The 24,900-nt window shown below is 32.1% G+C and carries 22 protein-coding genes; 8 read left to right on the forward strand and 14 right to left on the reverse strand.

Annotation, left to right across the window (positions count from 1 at the left end):
• Positions 1-21: 21 nt before the first annotated feature.
• Positions 22-756, reverse strand: coding sequence for a DUF4197 domain-containing protein (locus H6578_09975; protein ID MCB9227479.1), 735 nt, complete (start codon positions 754-756; stop codon positions 22-24).
• A gap of 60 nt (positions 757-816) precedes the next feature.
• Here H6578_09975 and H6578_09980 point away from each other — a divergent pair, with 60 nt between their 5' ends.
• The 3 genes from H6578_09980 to H6578_09990 all read left to right on the forward strand — a co-directional run bounded on the left by H6578_09980 (position 817) and on the right by H6578_09990 (position 4,744).
• Positions 817-2,067 carry a competence/damage-inducible protein A gene (locus H6578_09980; GenBank protein ID MCB9227480.1) on the forward strand — a complete coding sequence of 417 codons (1,251 nt, stop codon included), beginning with the start codon at positions 817-819 and terminating at the stop codon, positions 2,065-2,067.
• Positions 2,068-2,129: 62 nt separating this feature from the next.
• The gene (locus tag H6578_09985; GenBank protein ID MCB9227481.1) at positions 2,130-3,746 is read left to right on the forward strand and encodes a T9SS C-terminal target domain-containing protein; all 1,617 of its coding nucleotides are present in this window, start codon (positions 2,130-2,132) and stop codon (positions 3,744-3,746) included.
• Positions 3,747-3,958: 212 nt separating this feature from the next.
• Positions 3,959-4,744 (forward strand): phenylalanine 4-monooxygenase, encoded by a 786-nt coding sequence (locus H6578_09990; GenBank protein MCB9227482.1) that lies wholly within the window; start codon positions 3,959-3,961, stop codon positions 4,742-4,744.
• A gap of 3 nt (positions 4,745-4,747) precedes the next feature.
• Here the strand turns inward: H6578_09990 and H6578_09995 are convergent, their stop codons facing one another.
• The 9 genes from H6578_09995 to H6578_10035 all read right to left on the reverse strand — a co-directional run bounded on the left by H6578_09995 (position 4,748) and on the right by H6578_10035 (position 12,513).
• The gene (locus H6578_09995; GenBank protein MCB9227483.1) at positions 4,748-5,827 is read right to left on the reverse strand and encodes a diphosphomevalonate decarboxylase; all 1,080 of its coding nucleotides are present in this window, start codon (positions 5,825-5,827) and stop codon (positions 4,748-4,750) included.
• Positions 5,815-6,711, reverse strand: coding sequence for a hypothetical protein (locus tag H6578_10000; GenBank protein ID MCB9227484.1), 897 nt, complete (start codon positions 6,709-6,711; stop codon positions 5,815-5,817). The genes H6578_09995 and H6578_10000 overlap by 13 nt, the downstream gene beginning before the upstream one ends.
• 9 nt (positions 6,712-6,720) lie before the next feature.
• Positions 6,721-8,055, reverse strand: coding sequence for a hydroxymethylglutaryl-CoA reductase, degradative (locus tag H6578_10005; GenBank protein MCB9227485.1), 1,335 nt, complete (start codon positions 8,053-8,055; stop codon positions 6,721-6,723).
• 103 nt (positions 8,056-8,158) lie between these two features.
• The gene (locus H6578_10010; GenBank protein MCB9227486.1) at positions 8,159-9,052 is read right to left on the reverse strand and encodes a hypothetical protein; all 894 of its coding nucleotides are present in this window, start codon (positions 9,050-9,052) and stop codon (positions 8,159-8,161) included.
• 2 nt (positions 9,053-9,054) lie between these two features.
• Positions 9,055-9,759 (reverse strand): hypothetical protein, encoded by a 705-nt coding sequence (locus H6578_10015; GenBank protein ID MCB9227487.1) that lies wholly within the window; start codon positions 9,757-9,759, stop codon positions 9,055-9,057.
• Between the two features lie 332 nt (positions 9,760-10,091).
• The gene (coaD, locus tag H6578_10020) at positions 10,092-10,571 is read right to left on the reverse strand and encodes a pantetheine-phosphate adenylyltransferase (protein MCB9227488.1); all 480 of its coding nucleotides are present in this window, start codon (positions 10,569-10,571) and stop codon (positions 10,092-10,094) included.
• A gap of 2 nt (positions 10,572-10,573) precedes the next feature.
• Entirely contained in the window at positions 10,574-11,119 is a 546-nt protein-coding gene (locus H6578_10025) for an RsmD family RNA methyltransferase (protein MCB9227489.1), read from the reverse strand.
• Positions 11,116-11,934, reverse strand: a complete 819-nt coding sequence (locus tag H6578_10030) for a DUF3822 family protein (GenBank protein MCB9227490.1) — start codon at positions 11,932-11,934, stop codon at positions 11,116-11,118. The genes H6578_10025 and H6578_10030 overlap by 4 nt, the downstream gene beginning before the upstream one ends.
• A gap of 12 nt (positions 11,935-11,946) precedes the next feature.
• Positions 11,947-12,513 carry a hypothetical protein gene (locus H6578_10035; protein MCB9227491.1) on the reverse strand — a complete coding sequence of 189 codons (567 nt, stop codon included), beginning with the start codon at positions 12,511-12,513 and terminating at the stop codon, positions 11,947-11,949.
• A gap of 240 nt (positions 12,514-12,753) precedes the next feature.
• Here H6578_10035 and H6578_10040 point away from each other — a divergent pair, with 240 nt between their 5' ends.
• Entirely contained in the window at positions 12,754-14,028 is a 1,275-nt protein-coding gene (locus H6578_10040) for an MATE family efflux transporter (GenBank protein MCB9227492.1), read from the forward strand.
• Positions 14,029-14,105: 77 nt separating this feature from the next.
• Here H6578_10040 and H6578_10045 read toward each other — a convergent pair whose 3' ends face one another.
• Positions 14,106-15,089: an LLM class flavin-dependent oxidoreductase gene (locus H6578_10045; GenBank protein MCB9227493.1), complete on the reverse strand. Its 984-nt coding sequence runs from the start codon at positions 15,087-15,089 to the stop codon at positions 14,106-14,108.
• Between the two features lie 181 nt (positions 15,090-15,270).
• Between H6578_10045 and H6578_10050 the strand changes: the two genes are divergently transcribed.
• Positions 15,271-16,122: an SDR family oxidoreductase gene (locus H6578_10050; protein MCB9227494.1), complete on the forward strand. Its 852-nt coding sequence runs from the start codon at positions 15,271-15,273 to the stop codon at positions 16,120-16,122.
• 71 nt (positions 16,123-16,193) lie between these two features.
• On the opposite strand, the gene H6578_10055 is transcribed toward H6578_10050, so the two are convergent.
• The gene (locus tag H6578_10055) at positions 16,194-16,799 is read right to left on the reverse strand and encodes a Uma2 family endonuclease (protein ID MCB9227495.1); all 606 of its coding nucleotides are present in this window, start codon (positions 16,797-16,799) and stop codon (positions 16,194-16,196) included.
• Positions 16,800-16,996: 197 nt separating this feature from the next.
• On the opposite strand from H6578_10055, the gene H6578_10060 reads away from it, so the two are divergent.
• The 3 genes from H6578_10060 to H6578_10070 are packed head-to-tail and all read left to right on the forward strand — an operon-like array spanning position 16,997 to position 23,851.
• On the forward strand, positions 16,997-17,650 hold the full coding sequence (locus H6578_10060) for a hypothetical protein (GenBank protein MCB9227496.1): 654 nt from the start codon (positions 16,997-16,999) through the stop codon (positions 17,648-17,650).
• Complete coding sequence (locus H6578_10065; protein MCB9227497.1) at positions 17,643-18,782, forward strand: hypothetical protein; 1,140 nt, start codon at positions 17,643-17,645, stop codon at positions 18,780-18,782. Before H6578_10060 ends, H6578_10065 begins: the two co-directional genes overlap by 8 nt.
• Before the next feature lie 2 nt (positions 18,783-18,784).
• A complete protein-coding gene (locus H6578_10070) occupies positions 18,785-23,851 on the forward strand; it encodes a T9SS type A sorting domain-containing protein (protein MCB9227498.1) in 5,067 nt (1,688 codons plus the stop codon).
• Positions 23,852-23,867: 16 nt separating this feature from the next.
• On the opposite strand, the gene H6578_10075 is transcribed toward H6578_10070, so the two are convergent.
• Positions 23,868-24,536, reverse strand: coding sequence for a hypothetical protein (locus H6578_10075; protein ID MCB9227499.1), 669 nt, complete (start codon positions 24,534-24,536; stop codon positions 23,868-23,870).
• Between the two features lie 159 nt (positions 24,537-24,695).
• Positions 24,696-24,900 (reverse strand): 16S rRNA (guanine(527)-N(7))-methyltransferase RsmG (locus H6578_10080; protein MCB9227500.1); only part of this gene is annotated, 205 nt, incomplete at its 5' end.

The following is a 24,900-nucleotide window of genomic DNA, read 5'->3' on the forward strand; positions in this document are numbered from 1 at the left end:
GCCCAAATTATAGATTATCAATTATTTTTTACTATCTGCGTATCCAAATACTTTTTGTAGTAAATCTGTACTTCTTGAACTCACATTTTCTCTTATTTGCAGTTCTTCTTTTGCTACCATTTTAAATAAACCGTCTAAGGCTTTTTGTGTAACATAAGCTGTTAAATCCGGATTTACATCTTCTACCAAAGGAATTTGGTTATATCTTGTTACTACTTCGCTCCAATAAGTTGTAGCATTTACTTTGTTTAAACTATTTTGTATAACTGGCGTAAATTTAGATTGTAGCTGACTATAAGTTGCTTTGTTTAAATAATTTGTAGCGGCATCATTGCTTCCCAAAAGTATGTTCATGGCATCATTAAAAGTCATTTGCTTAATAGCCGAAACAAAAATAGGTGCTGCTTGCTTAGCGGCATCTTCTGCGGCTCTGTTTAACGATACCACTGCTTTATCTACCATACTGCCCAAACCCATTTGACGTAGTGTGTTTTCTACTTTTTGTGCTTCTGGTGGAAATAAAATTTTAACCAAAGAATTTCCGTAATAGCCGTCTGTTTTAGCCAAACGATTAGCTCCTGCGGAAATACCTACTTCTAAAGCCTGCTTTAGTCCTCCGCTAACTTCGCTACTGGTGGGTGTAGTGCTGCTGCCCGTTAAAACATCACTTGCTCCTTGTAAAAGTTGCTGTGCAGATTCGCATCCACTTGTTAAAAGTGCCAATGCAAATAAAATGGATAAAAATTTCTTAGTCATTATTTTTAATTTTGTTCAAGTATTTGTTTTCAAAAACATTGCCAAAATTAAGAATTTAAAATGAAAGTTAGCATAATAACCATAGGAGACGAAATATTAAATGGTACAACCATCAACACCAATAGTGCCTTTTTAGGCGAAATTTGCACCTTGCACGGGCTTGAAATTATAGCCGGGCACGCTGTACCCGATACCAAAACAGGTATTACTAATGGCATAAAAACAGCATGGCAAAACGCTGATATTATATTAGTAACCGGTGGCTTGGGCCCTACTAAAGATGATATAACCAAAGAAACACTTGCCTCATTTTTTAATTGCGAAATGGTTTTTAACCCTTCGGTATTCAAAACTATAGAAGATTATTTTGCTAAAAGAGGGAAAAAACAAGTGGAATTAAATAGAAAACTTGCCTATATACCCGAAAAATGTGAATTGATAACTAATGAAAAAGGAACAGCCTTTGGTATGTGGTTTAAAGAAAAAAACAAAGTTTTAGTTTCTATGCCTGGAGTGCCACACGAAATGAAATTTATGTTTGAAAACCATATTTTGCCCAAAATAAAAAGTAGTTTTTCATTGCCTACCATTATTAATAAATACATAATGTGCTCGGGAATTGGAGAAAGTAGAATTTATGAAAAAATAGAAGATATAGAAAATAGCTTACCACCGCACATTAAATTAGCTTATTTGCCCAGTTTAGGATATGTAAAACTACGACTTACCTACAAAAATGAAACTAAAGACACTGAAAAAGAACAAGAACTAATTTATTTTCAAAATGAAATAGTAAATAGAATAAAAAAGTACGTTTTTAGCCTTAATGAAAATGATAATTTAGCCAATGTAGTAGGCAAATTATTACTTGAAAAAAAAGCAACTGTTTCTACAGCCGAAAGTTGTACGGGCGGCTATATTGCTCATTTGCTAACAAGCAATGCAGGAAGTTCTGCATACTACGAAGGTTCTGTAATAGCCTATAGCTATGATGTTAAAAAAACAGAATTGGGCGTACAGCAGCAAACTTTAGAAAAATATGGAGCCGTAAGTGAAGAAACAGTAAGAGAAATGCTGGAGGGTTTATTAAAGAAAACAAATACAACTTACGGTATAGCCGTTAGTGGTATAGCAGGCCCGGGTGGTGGCTTGCCCGGCAAACCCGTAGGCACAGTTTGGATAGCCGTGGGAGATAAAAATAATATGACCATAAAGAAATTTGAACTGACAAAAGAAAGGACATACAATATTAAAATATCATCTCATACGGCTTTAAATATGCTAAGGAATTTCATTTTAGAGAGCAACTAAATGTAATAATCATCACAAAGTATAAAAATTGCATTTTTTACCTTTATTAAAAATTTACTTAGATGCATAATTATACTAAAACAATTATTTTTTCTTTTCTACTGGTCATTACTTTTTCGGTTGCCAAATCTCAGCAAAACTTAAACCTAAGCCTTGAACCTTTAACTATACAAAATTTAGGAGGCATACAAGCTTACGCCTTTGGGCAGTATAATGGAAAATGGCTTATAGTAGGCGGTCGCCTTGATGGTTTGCACCAAAGACAACCTTTTGCTGCTTTTGATATAGCCGGACACAATACTAATATTTATGTTGTTGACCCCGAAAACCAACAAATATGGACTTCAAGTATCAGTGCTTTGCCTACAAGCATAAGCGAACAACTAAGTTCTACCAATATGCAATTTATACAAGAAGGCAATTATTTATACTGCATTGGTGGCTATGGGTATAGCAATACTTTTAGCGACCATGTAACCTACAATTCTTTGACTGCTATAGATGTACCCAATACCATTAATGCTATTATCAACGGTACAAATTTTACTTCATTTTTTAGACAAATAAATGATAACGAATTTCAAGTTACAGGAGGAAGATTAGACAAAATAGGTCAAAATTATTATTTGCTTGGAGGTCAAAATTTTATAGGAAGATACAACCCCATGGGACCAAATAATGGACCCGGTTTTATTCAAGAATATACTAACGAAATTAGAATATTTACCATAACTGATGACGGCACAAATATCAACATCACACATTTATCTCCTTATACCGATACTGTAAATTTGCACAGAAGAGATTATAATGCTCTGCCCCAAATAATGCCTAATGGCAAAGAGGGTATCACAATGTTTTCAGGAGTGTTTCAATATATTGCAGATGTTCCTTTTTTAAACTGTGTAAATATTGATTCTTCGGGTTATACCGTAAACAATAATTTCCAACAGTTTTACAATCACTATCACTGCCCGGCTATACCGCTATATACTGAGCAAAATAATATGATGCACAATGTATTTTTTGGAGGAATAGCTCAATACTACGATAATAACGGTACTTTAGTACAGGACGACAATGTGCCTTTTGTTAACACGATAGCCAATGTAACAAGAGATGCAAACGGCACTATGTTAGAAACAAAATTAAATATTGAAATGCCTAACTTACTGGGTGCAAGTGCAGAATTTATACCTAATTTGAATTTAAAACATTATGAAAATGGCGTAATTAAATTAGATAGCATACCAAATCAAAAAACACTCTTAGGCTATATTTATGGAGGCATTGCCAGTACTGCTCCTAACATATTTTTTATAAATGACGGCACGCAGAGTAGTGCCAGCAATGTAATTTATAAAGTATTTATAGAACAAACAGACACAACAGGAATTGCTATTTATAATACTATAAATGATATTAAACCTATACTTTACCCTAATCCAAATAAAGGATTATTAAATATTAATTTCAGCACTAAAACTAAGAACGAAATTAAAATAGATATTAAAAACGTAGAGCAAAAAATAGTGTATTCTAATACCGTAAAACCAAAAAATATTGGCGAAAATGCCATTACACTAACATTAAACAATCTATTAACTGACAATATTTATTTTATTGATTTAATAATAGACGGGAAAGCACATACTCAAAAGTTGATATTAAATAAATAGGGTTTTTAATTACAGAATAGTCATATAAAGTCTGAAAAATAATTTCACATTCCATAATGTTCCCCCACCTGAAAAGGAGGGGGAAAGGGGTGGTTCTATAAAAGTATGTGAAATTATTTTTTGGACACAATATAAATAAGAAAAGCTCTTAACAGTTTTTTTTGAAAAATACATAATATCTTTTGTATCTTTACTAAACAAACCAATCCCTTATGCTAAAGAACAGAGATCCATACGAGTTTCCCAAAGACGAATTAAAGCAAGAATATAATAAATATACGAATGACGACCATGAGGTATGGCAAATTTTATATTCAAGACAGGAAGAAGCACTAAAAGACAATGCTACCAAAGATTTTTTTGAAGGTATGAAACTCTGTGGTTTTGCCAGCGATAAAATACCACATATAGAAACCGTAAACGATAACTTACTTAAAGCCACAGGCTGGCAAACTTATGTAGTACCAGGTTTAATAGCAGATAAACCATTTTTTCAATTTTTGGCAAACAAACGTTTTCCAGTAACCACTTGGATAAGAAAAAAGCACGAATTAGAATATCTTGAAGAGCCGGATATGTTTCATGACGTATATGCCCATGTGCCACTATTGAGCATACAAAGTTTTGTAGATTTTGTGCAAGGACTGGCAAAAATAGCTTTAAAGCACATAGAAAATGCCGAAGCAGTAGAATTATTGAGTAGATTGTATTGGTTTACCGTAGAATTTGGTTTAATAAATGAAGACAATCATTTAAAGATATACGGAGCAGGCATTTTATCTTCCATTGGAGAGTCAGATTACTCGGTACACGATAAAAACGTACCACGCTACCCGTATGATGTACGCCATATTTTTAGAACACCCTACTACAAGCACGATTTTCAAAAACAATATTTTGTTATTGACAGCTATGAACAGCTTTACGAAAGCTTAGACCATATTGAAGAAATATTGGAAGATGAGCTTGAAAAAGAAAATGTGAAAATTAACAATTAAACACTAAAAATTACTACTACTTCCCTCTCCTACTTCATCTTCTATTATTAAACCATTTTCGCAGTATGGTTTCATTTCTGTTTGTATAAAATGTTGTACTTCTTTCTCTATATTTTTAGGATAAAGTACGTGCAAATTTGGTCCGGCATCTAAAGTAAAGCAAACGGGCAATTTTGTTACTTCTCTAAATGCTCTTAACTTATTAATTAAGGTAATAGTATTGGGCTGCATTAAAATAAAACTGGGGTTAGATGTCATCATTAAAGCATGAAGCGTAAGTGCCTCCTCCTCTACTATTCTAATAAAACTATCCATATCGGCATTTTTCATTGCCAGCATTAAAGTGGCTAAATTATCATTAGCTTGCTTAAATCTAACTTCAGCAAAAGGATTATTTTCCATTAATTGATGCCCTGCACTGCTACTTACCGATTTTTCTTTTGCAGAAGCTATTAAAATACTGTTTTTAAATGTATGAAATATTTTATCTACCTCATGGCTAACATCTATAGCGTATAAATCTGAGCTTTTTACAAAATCTGTATGCTTGCCCCACATAGCTAATTTAGGATAGACAGAACGAGAAGCCGAACCACTTGCTAAACGACTTAAGTAAGATGCTTTTTGTTTAAAATCTTCGTTGTTGTTAAGGTTTTGAAACAAAGTGTTTTCTATTTCGCATAAAGCACAGCATAAAGCCGACATTGCAGAAGCTGAAGAAGCTATGCCTGCCGAATGAGGAAAGGTATTTAATGAATGTATCTCATAATCTAACTCTACATAAAAAGGACTAACATCTGCTACGCTTTTTATAAATTTTTCTATACGTTTTTCAAAAGCTTCATTTCTTTTGCCCTCAAAAAACAACTTTACTTTACCACTTCCCTTAGCATAATGCACTTCCATTTCTGTTCGGGCATTTTTTAAAGTAAAACTTACCGATGGATTTTTAGGCAACTGATTTCCATATTTACCCCAGTATTTAACTAATGCAATATTTGATGGACTTTGCCATCTCACTTTTCCTTCAGTTTTTCCTTTAGCATTGCTCAATGTTAATGTTGCATTTTTTATTCCTTCCATATCATTTTATCAAAATTAAAAATCGTTTTATATCCTTTATTTTTAAAGTAATTTTCTACATACTGTGTGCCTTCATTACTAATTGCCATAATAAAATCGCCACCCCAAGCTCCTAAAGATTTACATTTTCCAGCAAAATCTGAAAATAAGCGACTATTTACACTTTCTATTTTCAATAAATTACTCATAACACTTTCATGTTCTGCTACAATTTGTATAGCATCTATAGTATTGGTACAGTTAATTAAAGATTCTGTCAAACTATTAAAATCGTCTATTGGTTTTTCAGTTTGTTTTAAGGTTTTATAATAAGCTATGGCTTCTCTTGAGTTTTGCTTTTGCTCTAAAAACACAAAAAAGGTATTTTTAGTCCAATTACTATTTAGAACTACAGATTTAGACTGCGTTTTATCATTAACATTATAAACTATGGGCGTATTTGCGGTAGCACATGCTATATCGTAGCCACTACCGCCAAATGTTTTTTCTAATAATTGATAAGCATCTACACCACTCCACTGCGAAAGCAAACTAATTAGTGTACTACTACTTCCCAAACCCCAATTATTTGGGAATTCTAAATAAGTTTTAAAAGAAAAATTTTTGTTGTAAAAAACTTCAGCATTTAGTTTTTCTATTTCTTTCAGAATAATAAATAATCGCTCTTCAAATTCATTTTTATCATCTTTAGGAAAATAGGTATTCAGCCAAAGTTCATCATTATTATTATAACTTTTCCACTCTATTTGATGTCGGTTATTTTCTAATGTTTGAACTTCTAATTTTTGCCCAAATTTGGTAGGCACAGCCAAAGTATTTGCTCCATCTAAAACTACATACTCTCCTGTAAGCATCAGTTTTCCATGAGCATAATATTTATTCATAAAAAAGGTTTATGCCGTTCTTATAAAATCAAGATACTCTCTAACTGCACTAAAAGAAACTACTTTATCTTTAAAGTAAGCAATGACTTTTTCCACCTCTTCTTCTGTGGCATGAAACTGACTTAAAATATTATTTAGGTGCATTTTCATGTGTCCGGCTTGTATGCCTGTTGTTGTTAGCGATTTTACGGCTGCAAAATTTTGAGCTAATCCTACGCAAGCCACTATTTTCATTAGTTCATGAGCTTTAGGATTACCCATTAATTCCATTGATTTTTTAGCCAAAGGATGTAAGCCTGTTAAACCGCCCACCGTACCTAAAGCTAAAGGTACTTCTATCCAAAATCTAAAAATATTATTTTTAATAGAGCAATGCGTTAAACTTCTGTAAGTACCTGTTTTGGCGGCATAAGTATGGGCACAAGCTTCTACGGCTCTAAAATCATTTCCTGTAGCTATTACCACGGCATCTATGCCATTCATTATGCCTTTATTGTGTGTAGTAGCTCGGTAAGAATCTATTTCTGCTATCTTAATAGCTTTCTCAAATTTTGAAGCAAATACTTCCGGTTTCATTGCTCCGTCATTAAAATATCCCAATTCTTGTATAGGGCAACTCACTTCTGCTCGCACCACACAATCTGGCGTATAATTAGAAAGAATAGACATTATTATTTGAACATCTTTTTCTTTTATAGTAAACTGTGGCGATAACTGAATTTCATCTATCAGAATTTCGGCAAAGCGTTCTAAGCAAGAATTGATAAAATTGGCTCCCATAGAGTCAACGGTTTCAAAACTACATTTTAGCTGGTATAAGTTTTCTTCTTTAGCCGTTAAATCAAGTAATTCTATATCCAAAACACCACCACCGCGTTTTTCCATGTTTTGAGTTATATCTTTTACACCCTCTATTAATTTAGTTTTTAACTGAGGAAAAAATGATTTTAACTTATCTCCATTCCCATTATAAGCAAAATGTACGTGTCCTAATTTTACAGAGTTAACTACCTCTGCTTTAAATCCACCTTTTTCGTACCAATATTTTGCGGCATTAGCACAAGCCGCCACTACAGAACTTTCTTCTGTAACCATAGGTACGGCATAATCATTTCCGTTTATTAAAAAATTAGGAGCTATACCAAATGGCATGTGAAAATTAGAAACTGTATTTTCGCTAAAACCTTCAAATACTTTTTGAGCTTCAACATTATCGTGCCAAAAGCTGGCAAAATCTTTAGCCAAATCAATAGGATTGGTATATAAAAAGTTTTGTGCCAACCATTGTATTTTTTCGGTTTTAGTCAGTTTTGAAAAACCTGATATCTTTTTTCCTTTAGACATGGTGCAAATTTACAAAGATTCTCAAATATACTAAATAGAGTTTGTACTAACTACAAAATTCGGACTATTTAAGTTTTAGTTTTTTTAGAAAATGGATTTATTATCAAATTAAATAATTATTTTCCATATATTTTTCCGTATGTGATTTTTTCATTTCGTATTTAAAATTCAATACTTTCAATCCGTATAATGTCAATTCTTGATTTGCTGTTATTTTACCATTTTCTGATGATACGGTCAAACTGTCTTTAAAAGACTTTATAAATTTAGTCCACAAGTTTCCATTTTTATCTTTTAGTAAAAAGTAAAAACCACTATCTCCAATTTTTCTTCCCGCTGATTTTAAAATTAATTCTCCATTTTTACCAACAATTGGTTGCAAGATTACTGTTGCACTTCCGTTTGGCAATGGAAAAATAGCTTTTATACAAACTTTTCCATTTGGGATTTTACAAGTTTCATAAACACCTGAATAGACTACTTGATTGGTTTGTTTAAATGTTCTTAACCAAATTGTTCGTTTTACTTTCTCTGTTGTTTTATCAGTTAGTTGAATAATCTCACTATTCATTGCTTTTGTATTGTTATTACTACTCAAAGGAATGTTTAGTTGTTCAAGCCTACTGCTAAAAAGTATTTTTAATAAATGCCCGAAAACTAGAAAAACAGGATTCCATTTTGTTGTTAATTTAAGCTCATAATTGCTGGTATTTTCATAAAAATCAATAACTTTTTTTGAAAGTCTATTTAATTCGGAAGAAGATAAATTTAGCTGCTCTATTGAATTTAAAAGTCCTTTGTTTTTATTAGATTTAAGGATTGATAAATCTTCCTTTTCTGCTAATTGGTTAATGAATTTTTCTCCAATTCCATTTGTGCTTCCAAATGGTCCTAAGAGCCATTTGTATTCTTGAGAATTAATTTTTTTCCCAAAAGCAATAACCCATTGTTGAGTAATCCAATCCTGAAAATTTTGTTTAATTGAGGCAAGTTCCACTGTTAGTAAAATGATTTAGTATAATTTCCTTTACCTTTCCAATCTCCGAATTCAGAAATAGGTTTAAATCTCAAAGTAGTAAATTCAAAATGAAAATTCTTTCTTTCTCTTTCTTTCATCGCATCAGCGTGCCTTTTTGGTTTGGGGATTTTACTATGACCATGAACCATTTCTTCCATTTCTCGTACGTTTTTCCAAATCGTGAAAGTTAAAATGGTGTTTGGAAACTTGAAAGCAGCAAGTGATAAAAGCGTACCTGAATGGTCTCTCACTAATTTTTCTACCGGTCTTCCCCAACGCAAAAATCGCGGAACTGCAAAAGGTTTCATCCGTGCTATTGTAACCGCTACAACAGGAAAATTAGGGTTTTCTATGATTTCTCTTTCTTTAGGAACTATATAACCCTTTATTTTTCCCCAATCTCTCATAAAACCTAAACGAATGTGCCAACCTTTTTTTATTAATCTACCAAATCTGTCATTTTCCAAGAAATTTTCAAGATCTTTCTCACTTTCCCATTGTGCAAATATTGCAACCTCTCTTATTAAAAAACGTTTAGCAGAAAAAATAGGCGAGCCTAAAATCATGGTAGTCATATATTCTGAATAGATAAGACCCTTTGTTTTCTCACTTACTAATTTTGAGAATAAACCTTTAATCGCTGTCCAAAGTGGAATTTTCACAAGATGAAAAGAAGATATGCTCATTTTTTTTGATTGGGAGTTTCTTGTTTTAAAGCAATACTACAAAATTGTCAAGTAATTTTAGTTGCAGTTTCTTACTTTTGTCTTGATACAAAAGTAACAAAAAATCAAGACTGTAATCAAAAATACTAAAATGTTATAAAACAGACGATGACAAATTAATGTATGCTCAATTTTAGTTTTCCTAAAGTATTTTTATTAGTAGGAGCATACTAATTTGTCTGTTTATTGTTTTATAATTTCATTCATTTTGGATGTCTGTTTTACACCATTTCTTAACGTACTTTTGATTAAGGTCATAAAAAACTGCCAAAAAAGAAACATCTACGTCTAATCTAAAACTTATAGCTCTTAATAGTACTTATTATCTCTTTTGGTACAAATTTGCTTACATCGCCATTGCCTTTTATTATTTCGCGTACTATGGTAGATGATATTGAGCCTAATTCTGCTTTGGCTAATATTAATATGGTTTCTAAATCTTCGTCCATAGCGTGGTTGAGGTGTGCTATGGTTTTTTCGTACTCAAAGTCGGCAGCAGAGCGTATGCCTCTTAGTATATAATTGGCTCCTTTTGTTTTACAAAAATTTATGGTTAAGCCTTCATAAGTGTCTATTTCTACATTTTTGTATTTTGAAAAAACTTTTTCTAAACACTTCATTCTTGTTGCTAAATCAAACAAATACTTTTTTTGCGTGTTTACGCCAATAGCTACAATAATTTTATCAAATAAAGGAACGGCACGCTTTACTATATCTTCATGTCCTATGGTTATGGGGTCAAACGAACCCGGAAAAACAGCTATTTTACTCATAATTATTCTTTTCCTGCATTGGTAAAGATACTAAAAATGGTTTGCCCATATTTTTTCTTCTTATAAAAATGCTTGTGATTTTTAAAATTGTGCTGCGGATTATGTTCTAAAATAAACCAGCCTTCACCCTCTACTAAATTATATTCAAATATTAAATCGGGTATTTCATCTAAATTAGGTAAAGGATATGGTGGCCCTGCAAATATTAAATCATACTGCCTATTAGCTATCGGTATAAATTTAAAAATATCCATAGCTACCACCTGCATTCCTTCTATTTCTAATTCATCTCTTGTTTTTTCTATAAAATTGACACAAGGCGGGTGCATTTCTACGGTGGTAATATCGGTACAGCCTCTTGATGCCATTTCAAAAGACAACTGTCCTGTTCCACCAAATAAATCTAAATAAGCTATTTTATCAAAATTGTAATAATTATTTAGCGTATTGAATAAGGCTTCTTTAGCTATATTAGTAGTAGGTCGTGTAGGGGCAAACTCGGGCGTTTTTAAAAATCTTCCACCATATTTTCCTGCTATAATTCTCATATACACAAATTATAATGATGAACAAAATAATGAGCTGGCATAGCCTCTACATGACTACTGTAGTTTATTTTATTGGTTCGCTCTAAAGGACTTAAAAACTTTATGTAGTTACTTAATAATTCTATTTTTTCTCCTCCTGCTTCAAAAGCTCCACTGTAATAAACCTGAGTTCTTTCGGTATTCAAATTTAACTCTTGCATTACATTTAAAGTATAGTAAACCACATCTTCTGCTGTGGCTATTTCAAAAGTATTGTGGAACTTTAAGGCATTTTCGCTCCATAAACTAACATCTAATTTATTTAATGATAAATGTACATTAAAAATAGAATTGGCTTTACTGTACGATGTTAGCATGTCTATTAATACAGCATTAATATGTACAAATTTTATGTTAGGAAAAAGTTCTGTAAAAGCATTTTCTACATAAGTAGGATAAGCAAAAACCAAATTATAGACCGTAGATTTTAAAACTTCTTTCTTATACTTTAATATCCCCGAAGGTACATTTACATTAAGTTTTAGTATTTGCTCTAAAGCATTTATATCTTCTATATTTTTAGGAGCTAAAGCATAAAATGGGGAATTTACTACAACAATAACTTTCAAAAAATTATACGCAAAAATGTCGTTTGATTTTAAAAATTTATCAATTTCTTGCCTTGAACTTTGGTAAAAATCAAAATTTACGTCTATTACTTTAGTAGCCAAAACTCTGTTAGTAGGCTCATGAAAAACAGAAAAGGACAAACTATGTTTGTCCCATTCTACTATTAATATACTTTCTCTACTTTGAGATGGATTGTTAAAAATCAAAATATCTTTTTATTATTCCCAACTTGCTTTTTCGGTTGCTTGAGTTAACGAACCTAAAGACAAATCTTTTTTACGTTCTACATATTCTTCTTTTAAACCTTTTAGGTATTTAGATTTTGGTGCATCTATTTGATAAACAGGCACTTCTACCCTCTGCATTTTTAGCATACCCGATTCTAAATCAAAGGTTTCGCCACCACTAAAAGGCACATATCTTAATGAATCTAAGTTATTTGTTCCTTGCAGGTTTATTTCATCTCTAATATAATACTTCAAAGTATCATAAGTAGCCACCACGCTGGTATCATCCGGGTTTCCGTTTATAATTACTTCCGTAATCATATCATTTTTAAGGCTGTTGATTAATTCATCAAAATTTCCGGCATACTTCTTTTTAGATTTTAAATAAAAACCTTGTGCTGTTTTAATGTCGTACATTCTGGTTGTTGTTGCATCGTGGCGTTTGTTATATTCGGCTTCAAATTTTACGGGATCTTGTATAATACCATAAAGCATATAAGCCAAGCCTATAACTACAAGCCAAAGAACTACACCAATAATAACTTTTCCTATTTTCATATTTAAGTTTGATTTATTAAGAATTTTGCACAAAGTAAAAACATTTTAGCAATATTTCAACCATAATACTTTCATTTTTTCACACATTAGGCAATTAATCTTTGCTTAATTTAATTTAACAGGCAAAAAATAAGCCCTCATTATACTTATACATTTTTAATTTGTTTACTTTGTGGCGTGTTTAAACTGAAGAAACTTACATATAGCTATTTAGATATATTTAAAATAGCTTTCCCTCTAATGATTAGCAATTTTTTTTATACACTTATATCTGTTACTGATATAGGTTTTATGAAAGAAATAGGGGTAACTGCACAGGCAGCTATAGGTTATATTTCTTTAATTTACTTGTTCTTTTTTATGACAGGTTTTAGTTATACCAGAGGAGCACAAATACTTATAGCACAAAAAAATGGACAAAACAAACACCGAGCTATAGGTATTATTTTAGATAATATGTCGGTAGTGCTGATAGCAGGAGCATTAATACTTTGGCTTATACTACATTTTGGGGCAGAACAAATTCTCAACTTTGCACTTAATGATACTGACGTTATTCACGATTCATTAGAATACCTAAGCGTTAGAAAATGGGGATTTTTTGCCAGCTTTTTAGGAAGTGCTTTAATAGCTTATTTTTCGGGAATAGGCAAAACGGCAACACTTGCGGTAGCTATAGTTACCATGTCTATTAGCAATATATTTTTAAATTGGGTGCTTATTTTTGGTCATTTTGGTATGCCGGCATTGGGTATAAAAGGTGCTGCTTATGCTAGTAATATAGCCGAGTTTCTATCGCTACTGATAATGGTAGTAGGTATTTATCTTTTAAAACTAAGAGAAAAAAATCATTTATTTTATTTTACAAAAATTAGAAGAAATATTATTCTTCAAATTACTAATTTATCACTGCCTTTAGTTTTGCAAACGCTTATAGGCTTAGCTGCATGGCTTATATTTTTTACTTTAATTGAAAAATTAGGGAAAAATGAATTGGCTATTTCTAATAATGTAAAGCAGTTTTATACTTTATTGGGTATTCCTACTTACGCTTTAGCATCAAGCACCAATACCGTAATAGGCAACTTAGTAGGGCAAAGAAAACTAAAAGAAATACTGCCCACAGCATACCGAATTATTATATTAAGTGCCGTTTGCATTGTTATTATTACACTGCCAACCATCTTTTTTCCTAAAAAATTCTTACAAATAATTTCTGAGCCGGGTTTAGTAAATGACTCTATAAAACCTTTATATGTAGTATTAATTGCTTTACAATTTTATAGTTTTTCTACTATTTTGTTTAATTGTATAGCCAGTATAGGTGCCAGCATACACAGTTTAGTTGTAGAAGTAATAACTATTTTATTTTACTTGGTGTTTATTTACTTTATATTTTACGTTATAGAAACCAACCTAACCATTGCATGGACAAGCGAATGGTTCTACTGGGGTGTTTTAGCCATACTTTCGTGGCTATATATGCGGTTTTATAAGTGGCAGAAAAAAGTGTAACACCTTTTTTTTATTTAGCAAATGACAAAAATATTTGAGTTAGATTAATCTATTGGAGTCAAATGTAGGTTCATCGTCTATTTCTCGTTCATTAATTCTGCAAATGTTTGAATGGTATAAAGTTTATCTTTTACATCATAAATAGGAGAAGTAATAATTACTTCATCAATATCAAAATGACGAATAAATTCAGTTATTTCACTTTTTACAGATGCCGCTGTTCCAATGAAAGAGCAAGCTGTCATTTGTTTTACATGGGCTTTCTCTTGTGGAGACCAAATTCCCTCCATTGTAGGAATAGGAGCTTGTAGATACCCTCTTTTGCTTCTAATCATTCCTAAAAACATCTGATAAAACGATGTGGCAATTTGTTCTGCTTTATTTTGCGTTTCGGCAATAATAACATTCACACAAGCCATTTTGTATGGTTTGTTTATTTTTTTGTTAAAGTTTGAAGTATAAATATCAAAGGCTGCTTGCATTTGAGCCGGAGCAAAATGGCTGGCAAAAGCATAAGGCAATCCCATTGAAGAAGCCAAAAATGCAGAGTCGGTGCTGGAACCTAAAATCCAAATAGGCACATCAACTCCTTCTCCCGGAAAAGCTCTTACCTGTGCATTTTCATTATTGTTTGAAAAGTATTGTTGCAATTTAGATACATTTTCAGGGAAATTTCTTGCATTTTGAAAAAAGTTTGGGTTAAGTGCCGCAGCAGTCAGTTGGTCTGTTCCAGGAGCTCTTCCCAATCCCAAATCAATTCTATTAGGAAAGAGGGAAGCCAATGTTCCAAAATGTTCTGCAATAACGAGTGGAGAGTGGTTGGGAAGCATTATTCCTCCCGAGCCAACTCTTATATTTGTTGTTTTTGCCACAATATGCCCAATCAAAACAGAAGTAGCCGAACTGGCAACGCTTTTCATATTATGATGCTCAGCAAACCAATATCTTGTGTATTGCATTTTATCTGCTAATTGTGCTGTTTTTACAGAATTTTCTAATGTTTGCGTAATGGAAAGTCCCTCGCTAACAATTGCTAAATCTAAAAAGGAATAAGGAATCATCTGTATATTATTTTAGGGCAAATAAAGGTAATAGATTATTGGTTGCTTAGAAGAATTCTAAATGTTAAACAAATAAAAAAACTAAGTAATAATTACACCCGAAATAAAAGGAATTATTATTAGCAAATACTTATCATAACTTTACACTTTATTAAAGTATATAGCACATATATAAACTAATATGGCCAAAAATAAAATACTATTAGCAGGGGCAACAGGATACTTAGGACAATACGTAACTCAAGAATTGATAAATGAAGGTTATGAAACAAAAATAATAGTTAGAAACAAGAGTAAAATAAAAATAAAAGCTCCAAATTTTGAAATAATTGAGGCTCAAGTAACAAAACCCAAAACACTGAAAAACGTTTGTAAAAATATTGATGTAGTAATTAGCACTGTTGGCATTACAAGGCAAAAAGACGGCTTAACGTATATGGATGTTGACTATCAAGCTAATGTAAATTTAATAAATGAAGCAAAGAAAAGTGGCGTTAAAAAATTCATTTACATATCTGTTTTAAACGGAGAAAAACTTAGACATTTAAAAATTTGTGAAGCAAAAGAAAAATTAGGAGATTACTTAAAAGCTTCAGGCTTAGATTATTGCATTGTTCGTCCTAATGGTTTTTTCTCAGATATGGGTGATTTTTTAAAAATGGCAAAAGGAGGAAAAGTTTATCTTTTTGGAGATGGAAAACTAAAATTAAATCCCATTCACGGAAAAGACTTAGCCAAAGAAGTAGTCAAAACAATAAATGAAAGGAAAAAAGAATTTAACATAGGTGGTCCTAACTTACTTTCGCAAAATGAGATAGCTAAATTAGCCTTAAAAGCATACGGAAAGCCTATTAAAATAGTACATCTACACGATTGGGTAAGAAAATTTGCACTGTGGACGATTAGAACTTTTACCAATTCAAAAACCTATGGTCCTATTGAGTTTTTTATGACAACAATGGTAATGAATATGGAAGCACCCTTATATGGAAAAGAAAAATTAGAAGACTTTTTTAATAGTGAGGCAAAATAATATTCTTCATAATTATTCGTGCTACCCCCTCGGAGTGGAGCACGAATAATCAAAATTTATATCTACAACTATTAATCTTCTTCCTTAAAAATATCTTTTAAGTCAAATTTTAAATCAGGAAAAATGGTGCTCTCAGCAGTTTCCTCTACGGTGTAGGGTTTTTTTCCTTTATACACTCCACTTTTTAAAACATATACATAAACTAATTGGTGTGTATAATCAACTACCCAATATTCTCGCACACCATTTTCTTCATACAAATCATATTTGTATTTCATTTCTTTTATTGAATTTCCCGGAGATAATATTTCCACTATCAAATCGGGTGCACCTATACAGCCTCTGTCATCTAATTTTTCTTTATTGCATATTACACACAAATCTGGCTGAAAAACTGTGGTAATATCTTCATCTTTTTTAGATTTTTCCTTTTTATCTACCAAACGAACATCAAAAGGAGCATTGTACAATTCACAATCATGTCCACCAAAATATTTCATCATAATAAACTGCATATCTCTTGAAATACGCTGATGAATACGGGCAGGAGCAGGACTCATTTTAAATAATCGTCCTTTTATTAACTCTATGCGTTCTTTAACTTTCCATGTTAAATACTCGGCATAGTTAAATTCTTTTCCATAAATTTCAATAGGCTCGTTCACTTCTTCTTTCATAGGTATAAAGTTACATAAAAAAATTAATACGGCATAAATTATACCGTTTAGAAAGTACTAATTTTCTACTAATTTTTAAAGTTCGGAACTCTTAAAGAGTTCCGAACTTATTATAACTGCTAAAAAGCTTCTGCCAATGGCAGATGTACTAAATTTTCTAAAGTTCTTCAAATTATAGTATTTTAGCTTCTCAAACTATGAATTTTATTGCTCATTACGCTGTTTCTCAGCATCAAGAAAATCCTTTATTTATTTTTGGTTGCCTTTTACCCGATTTATACAGAGGTTTCACTAAAGATTATCATAAGTTTACAAAGTTTAGCGAGCCCAATAATAACTTAATTTTTGAAGGTATTAAATTCCATATTGCTACCGATAAAGTATTTCATAACCATCCTTTTTTTATAGCCGAAAATAAAAGATTATCTAAAGAAATACACCAAAACAACTTAGCTCATAAATATTCGTATATTATTTCTCATGTATTGTTTGAATTATTGTTAGACCAATATTTACTTACCAAAAACCCTACAATTCATACTCATTTCTATGCTACCTTAAACCACATAGATAACGCTATACTTACCCAAAAACTCTTATTTTTTTATGATAATGACACCACAAATAAAATAATTCGTATTTTTAAGAGTTTTAAGACCGAAGAATATGCTCAATTTTTAGCTGATGCAAAAGGTATTGTTTCATCTTTGCATCATATTTTAGGTACTAAATTTGATATAAATTTTGATACCCATAAATGGAAATCTTTTGTTGAACAAAATATGGAAAAGTATAATTCTTCTTTTGAAAACTTTTTAAACGAAATAAAACTAAAGCTTAACAATGCTTAAAAAAATATTATTTTTTATTGCTATTATTAGTGTACTACAAACACAAGCACAAAAAAAGAGGAAATATTCCAATGAGTTTTTAAACCTTGGAATGGGTGCTGCCGGCATGGGCATGGCTAATAGTCGGGTGGCAGGTACTGAAGATTTATATGGCATGTACTACAACCCCGCAGGAATGGCACACATAAAAGATGCTTTTCAACTGGGCTATATGCACAGCGAGTATTTTGCAGGCATAGCCAAAATGGACTACGTAGGCTTAGCTGTTCCCATAGAAAGCGGAAAACGCAGTTTAGGACTTACTTTTTACCGCTTTGGTATTGATGATATTCCCAACACTTTATTTTTATTTGATGCCGATGGCACTCCAAACTACGATAATATAAGCAGTTTTTCCGTAGGCGAATATGCTGTTTTCCTTTCGTATGCCCAACAATTAAAAGCTAAAGGACTTTCGGTAGGTGGCAATGTGAAAATTATACACAAAAAAGTGGGTCCTTTTGCCACCGCATGGGGTTTTGGTTTAGATGCAGGTTTGCAATACCGAAAAAATGGCTGGCGTTTTGGCTTTATGGCTCGCGATATTACCAGCACTTACAATGCTTGGTCTTTTAGTTTTACACAAGAGGAAGCTGATGTACTTCAAGCTACAGGAAATTTAGTACCTGAAAACTCTTTAGAACTTACCATGCCTATGTTTATTACGGGTTTTGCTTATAGAGCCAGTATAAAAGATAAGTTTTTTATAGAGCCCGAATTAAATGTTTGGATAAATACAGACGGACGTAGAAATGTTTTATTCAGAACAGACCCTATGAGTTTTGATGCTACTTTGGGTTTAGAATTAAACTATTTAAACATAGTTTATGTAAGAACAGGTATAGGAAATTTCCAATGGATTCCTAAAGATAACGACCCTACAAAAGACAAACTTACTTTGCAACCAAATATAGGCGTTGGTTTAAATATTAAAGGATTTCATATAGACTATACCTATACTAATTTAGGTAAAGGAACTAACCAAGGTGTATTTTACAGCCATGTTATTTCGGCTCATTTTGGCTTGCAAAACTTTAAAAAGAAGAACAAAAAAAATGAGGAAGAACAAATTGAGCAACCTTTAAGCAATTAGCTATGAGAAAACAACTACTAACTATTTTAAGCATATTTTCTTATTTATTGTCATCTGCTCAAACTTTTGGCAATGAGTGGATTAACTATAATCAAACCTATTTTACCATAAAAGTAAGTGAAAAAGGCATTCACAGAATTGGGAGTACCGCACTCAATCAATATGGATTAAACTTTATTGACCCAAACAATTTTAAATTATACCGCGATGGGCAACAAGTACCCATTTATGTAAATGAAAGTGGAGGAAACACCAACTACATAGAGTTTTATGGCTACCCCAATGATGGAAAATTAGACACTAAATTATACAGAGATACTGCTTGGCAGATGCACGATAGATACAGCTTATTTACCGATGAAGCTATTTACTATTTAACATGGAACACCAATGCTGGCAATAGAATACTTCCTGCTTCAAACGATTTAACCAATCTACCACCAAAAGAAACATCATTTAATTATACCAGCCAGCTACTTTTAAACAATGCTTTTAGTAGTGGAAAAACAGAATATGTGGGCAGTACGGCACTAATTAATTCTATTTTTGATATAGGAGAAGGATACTATCATAGTGCACAGTTTAATAATAGCACTACTACTCGCTCTTATAGTGTTCCTACTCCAAATGCTGTAGCTGGGAATAATGCCGATTTATATGCCGTAGCCGTTTCTTGGTCGGGTGGTGCACACAGTTTTAATATTAAATCTGGAAATAACACATTAGGAACATACCAATTTAATGACTATACAATCACAAAAGCCAATTTAACCATTCCTGCCAGCGAAATAAGTGTCAATACCGATGTTACTTTTCAAGCTAATAACACAACTTCCGGCACTAACAGAAACAACGCTGCACTAATTGAAATTAACTACAAAAGAAACTATGATTTTAACGGTTTAAGCCAATTTGAATTTGAAATAGAAGGAACGGGAGCTAAACAATATTTAGAAATTCAAAATTTTGACGAGCAAAGCACCTACCCTATTTTATACGATTTAACCAACAAACTTTTAATTACTTCTGTAGATGCTCCGGGAAGTAGCTCACACCGTTTTGCACTGCCTGCTGCTATAGGTAAAAGAAAATTAGTAATAAGAGCTAACAATAGTGCTAACTATGTAAATGTAGCTACTTTAACACAAATGAATTTTGTAGATTATTCAAGTATTGGCAACCAAGGAGATTATATTATTTTAACCTACAATGGTTTTATGAATACCAATACTCTTAACCAATACGTAAGCCATAGACAAAGTATTTTGGGAGGTTCGCACAATGTAGTAAAAGTAGATATTGAGCAACTATATCATCAATTTGGCTGGGGAATAGATAAACACCCACAAGCTGTGCGTTCTTTTATTAAATATATACAAGCCAACTGGACAATAGAACCTAAATATCTATTTATAGTAGGGAAAGGTAGAGAATATGCAGAATTTAGAAATAATGCAAGTGCAAGAGCCGCCTGTTTAGTGCCTACATTCGGAAATCCGGGTAGTGATGTACTATTAGCTGCCGATACTATGTCTTCTGCTCCCAATATTGCCATAGGGCGTTTGGCGGCAAGACAAGAAAGTGATATTCAAATTTACTTAGATAAAATAATAGAATACGACCAGCAATTTTATAACGTAGGCGACCCATACCAAACTGTTGCCAACAAAATTTTTATGAAAAACTTAGTGCATTTAAGTGGTGGCATAAATGCCCAAGAACAAAGCACATTTAAAAACTACTTGCTCAGTTATGAAAATACAGCAAAAGATACTTTGTGGGGTGTAAAAGTAGAATCAATAAATAAAAACACCAATGTACCTATTCAAACTTTAGCTTCGCAAAGAATAACCGATAGAATAAACAATGGCGTTTCATTAATTACCTTTTTCGGACACTCTTATGCCGGAGGTTTTGATATAAATTTTGACGACCCTGAAAACTACAATAATGAAGGCAAATATCCTGTGGTTTTAGCCAATGGATGTAATGCAGGAATTATTCATAACAGTAGTATTAGCTTAAGCGAAAGATTTGTAATACAAGATAACAAAGGTGCTATAGCTTATTTATCTACTACCGATTTATCTGCTTCCGGTTCTTTAAATATTTATTCAAGTAATTTTTATAAAAATTTGAGCAGAAGCCAATATGCTACTTCTTTAGGCGAAATAGTAAAAGAAACCGTACAAAGTGTAGAAGATTGTTGTGGCAGTACAATGAATATGATGGTTTGTCAAGAAATGACTTTGCATGGCGACCCTGCCATACCTTTTAATCAATACAGCGAGCCCGATTATGATATAGAGGAACAATATGTTTATTTTACACCTAACAATATAAGCACCTCTTTAGATTCTTTTGAAATAAAATTGGGTGTTTATAATTTAGGAAAAGCCATAAATGATTCTTTCAATGTAGAAGTTACCAGAATTTATCCGGGTGGCAATCAAGAAGTAAATATTAAAAGATTTAAAGCACCTTACTACTTAGATACACTGTCATTTAGTTTTCCTGTTAGTGGTCAGTTTTCGGGTTTGGGGCTTAATAAATTTAATATTCATATAGATGTAGATGATGAAATACAGAATGAATTATCTGAAACCAACAATTATCTTTTAAATCAAGTAGAATTATTCATTGGTTCCGATGAAATTTTCCCTATCTATCCTTATGAATTTGCCATAGTTCCTAATCAAGGCGTTACTTTAAAAGCAAGTACAGGAAATCCTTTTGAACCCGAAAAATGGTATGTTTACGAAATTGATACAACTGAGTTATTTAATTCACCTATAAAACTACAAGAGCGTATTTTTATGGCAGGAGGAGTTGTGCCGTGGACACCGGTTTTAACCATGCAAGATAGTACAGTTTACTATTGGCGTGTGAGCCCAGATAGTATAAGCGGAGGAACATACAAATGGAAATACTCCTCATTTATTTATATTCAAGACGAATATCCGGGTTGGAATCAATCGCACTATTATCAGTGGCTTAAAGACGATTATCAAAATATTTATTTAGATACCGACAGAGAATTTAAGTTTATTAGCATTCCTAAGGAAATAGGTGTGCAAACAGGACTTTATCCTAACCTTGCCTACCAAGAAATGAAATGGACGTTAGATGGAGCAAAAATGCACAACTGGCGTATGAACAACTGCGGTGGTGGTGTAGGTTTCCCTAATGGTTTATCTATTGCCGTTATTAATAATCTTACCGGTTTGCCTATGGAAATAATAAATAATAGCACCACGAGCAGTTATGGTCCTTATGGCAATATTCATTGTGTTGGATTAGAAAATACTGTTTACGTAGCCAATTTTAGAGCTTATGGAACAACGCCAAGCAACCACCCTACTCCGGGCGTTCCATGGTCTGACGTAATAATCAATTTCTTAAACGGTATTCCTAACGATTATTACGTAGTAATATACAGTATTAACGACCCAAGTTATGCAGCTTGGTCTATAAACTTAATAAATTACTTAAATAGTTTAGGCTGTAGTGTAAACAACAGTACTTCTGGACCGATGACATTTGTTTACCAAAAAAATAATGTTAGCTTTCCTCCTATAAATACCATAGGAAATACGTGGAGTGATATTATTAATACTAATTTCCAAATAAATGGTACATGGTCAAGTGGAAATTTTGAAAGTCCTTTAATAGGTCCGGCAGTTGAGTGGGGTTCTTTCCATTGGAGATTTAAAGCATTAGAAAATCCAACTCAAGACCAGCAAAGTGTTAATATAATAGGTATAGATAATAATGATATTGAGCAAACTTTAGCTACCATACCCACTACTACTTTAGATACCATTATTGATTTTATAAGTGCTCAACAATATCCTTATCTAAAATTAAAATTAAATGCAACAGACAACACTACCCGTACTCCTACGCAACCCATTTATTGGCGTTTAATTTATGATAAAGCTCCTGAAGCAGCTATAAATCCTAATAAATATTTTAGTGTAAACAAAGACACTTTAATGCAAGGCGAAATATGGAATATGGCTGTGGCTTTAGAAAATGTAACAGAATTTGACATGGACAGCATGAGTGTAAAAAATGCTTTTACGTATGCCAATAACAGTACTAATATATCTTACAACCTATTAAAACCACTACCCGCTTTTGATACTTTACATTTAACTTTTGACGCTAATACGGTTAATTCCAATTATTTAGGTGCAAACAGCCTTACCATTGAAGCCAATCCTTATGAGCAAAACCACCAGTTAGAACAATTTCATTTTAACAATTTTGCTACTGTTAATTTCAATGTAAATGGCGATAATATAAACCCTATGCTTGACGTAAGTTTTGACGGCATTAAAATAATGGATGGCGATTTAGTTTCTGCTAAACCAGAAATAGTGGTTCAACTAAAAGATGAAAATCAATTTTTAGCACTTGATGATACCAGCCTTATAAGTATGTATTTTAGATATTTAGGCGAAAATGGCTCAACACAAGGAGCGTTAGAACGCGTGAGCTATAATGATATAAATGTGCAGTTTATTCCGGCTCAATCAACACAAAAAAATGAAGCTAAAGTAATAATGAAAAGAGAATTTCCTTTAGATGGCACTTATGAGTTGGTTATTCGTTCCAGCGACAAAACAGGAAACTATAGTAGTGGAACAGACAATAGATTAATAGATCTTGTTTATTACGATTACAAAATATCTTTTGAAGTAGAAAACCAATCCAGAATTTCTAACGTATTAAACTATCCTAATCCTTTTACCACTCGCACGCAGTTTGTATTTACTCTTACGGGTTCAGAAGTTCCCGATTTCTTTCAAATACAAATTATGAATATAAAAGGTACTGTAGTAAAAACTATAGATAGAAATGAATTAGGTAATCTACATATTGGCGTAAACAGAACGGAATATTGGTGGGACGGAAAAGATGAATATGGTGATGTTTTAGCTAATGGCGTTTATTTTTACAAAGTAAAAACCTCACTTAACAATGAATCTATAGACAGCTACGGCATTAGCGAAGTAGATAAATTCTTTAAAAAAGGAATAGGAAAAATGGTTTTAATAAGGTAATGAGATAATTTGGAAATTAGATAATTCTTATTGTAATGGACGGTATTTTTCTCAATTTACTATCAGGACTTTGAACTTTGATGTTATCAAATATTAATAAATCCCCTTTATTAAGTTTTTTAATTTCATTTATCTGATAATCTGTTAACCTGTCTGCGTAATTAACCGTTATTGCTTCTGTTCTTCCTGTAATTTTTTCTTGTATTTCTAAGGTAATAGGATCTATCATTGTAATAGTATCCATAGTACCTTCTTTTAATGGTTCATACATCTTATATATTCCATCTATTTCAGAAGACACATATACCTCAAAAAATAATATCCGCATATTGTGTTTCAAATAATCATTGAATATTAGATTGAGTTTTGGCAGTTCCAATATTTGTTCAATAGTAGCACAGCAAGTATCTATATTTCCAAGTTGACAAACAAAATATTCTATACGAGCTAATTCAAAAACAAATTCATCTATAAATTTACCACTACAATATAACTTAACTGTATCTATACTAAAGCTATTAGCTTTTACATCATAGCTATACTCCTCATTTTTTATCTTGTTAAAAGTGCAATGATTAGATTGTATTTGTAAAGAATCACAATTTTCAACGCCTTCAAGCTTCAAATGATTAGAAACACCAACATACAAAATATTTTTTGATGGTTCTGTTAAGGATAAATTCAATACTGTAACATTTTGTCCCTTTAAAACATAAAAACAAATATTAAAAAATATAAATACAAAATAACGCATAAACCTATACTAAGATAACGAAAAAACTTAGCATTAATTATGTTGTAAAAAATTGAATACCTATTAGCTAATGACCAAAAACCCAACGCCTCAAGCCTTAACCACCACTATCTTCTTTGTTTCAAAAAAAGGCTCTTTGTAGTATTGAGAAATATTTATAACCGTTGCTCTAAATCCTATTTCTTTTAGCTCTTCGGTTAAATCTCCACCTTTTAAAAACAAATAAGTACAATGCTGAGGGTTTTGTAGTTTTTTTGTCCAAGTAATTAACTGTTTAGTAGGAGCTACAGCTCTT

This window comes from Chitinophagales bacterium, assembly GCA_020635995.1.
Taxonomy (GTDB): Bacteria; Bacteroidota; Bacteroidia; order Chitinophagales; family UBA8649; genus JAFMKE01.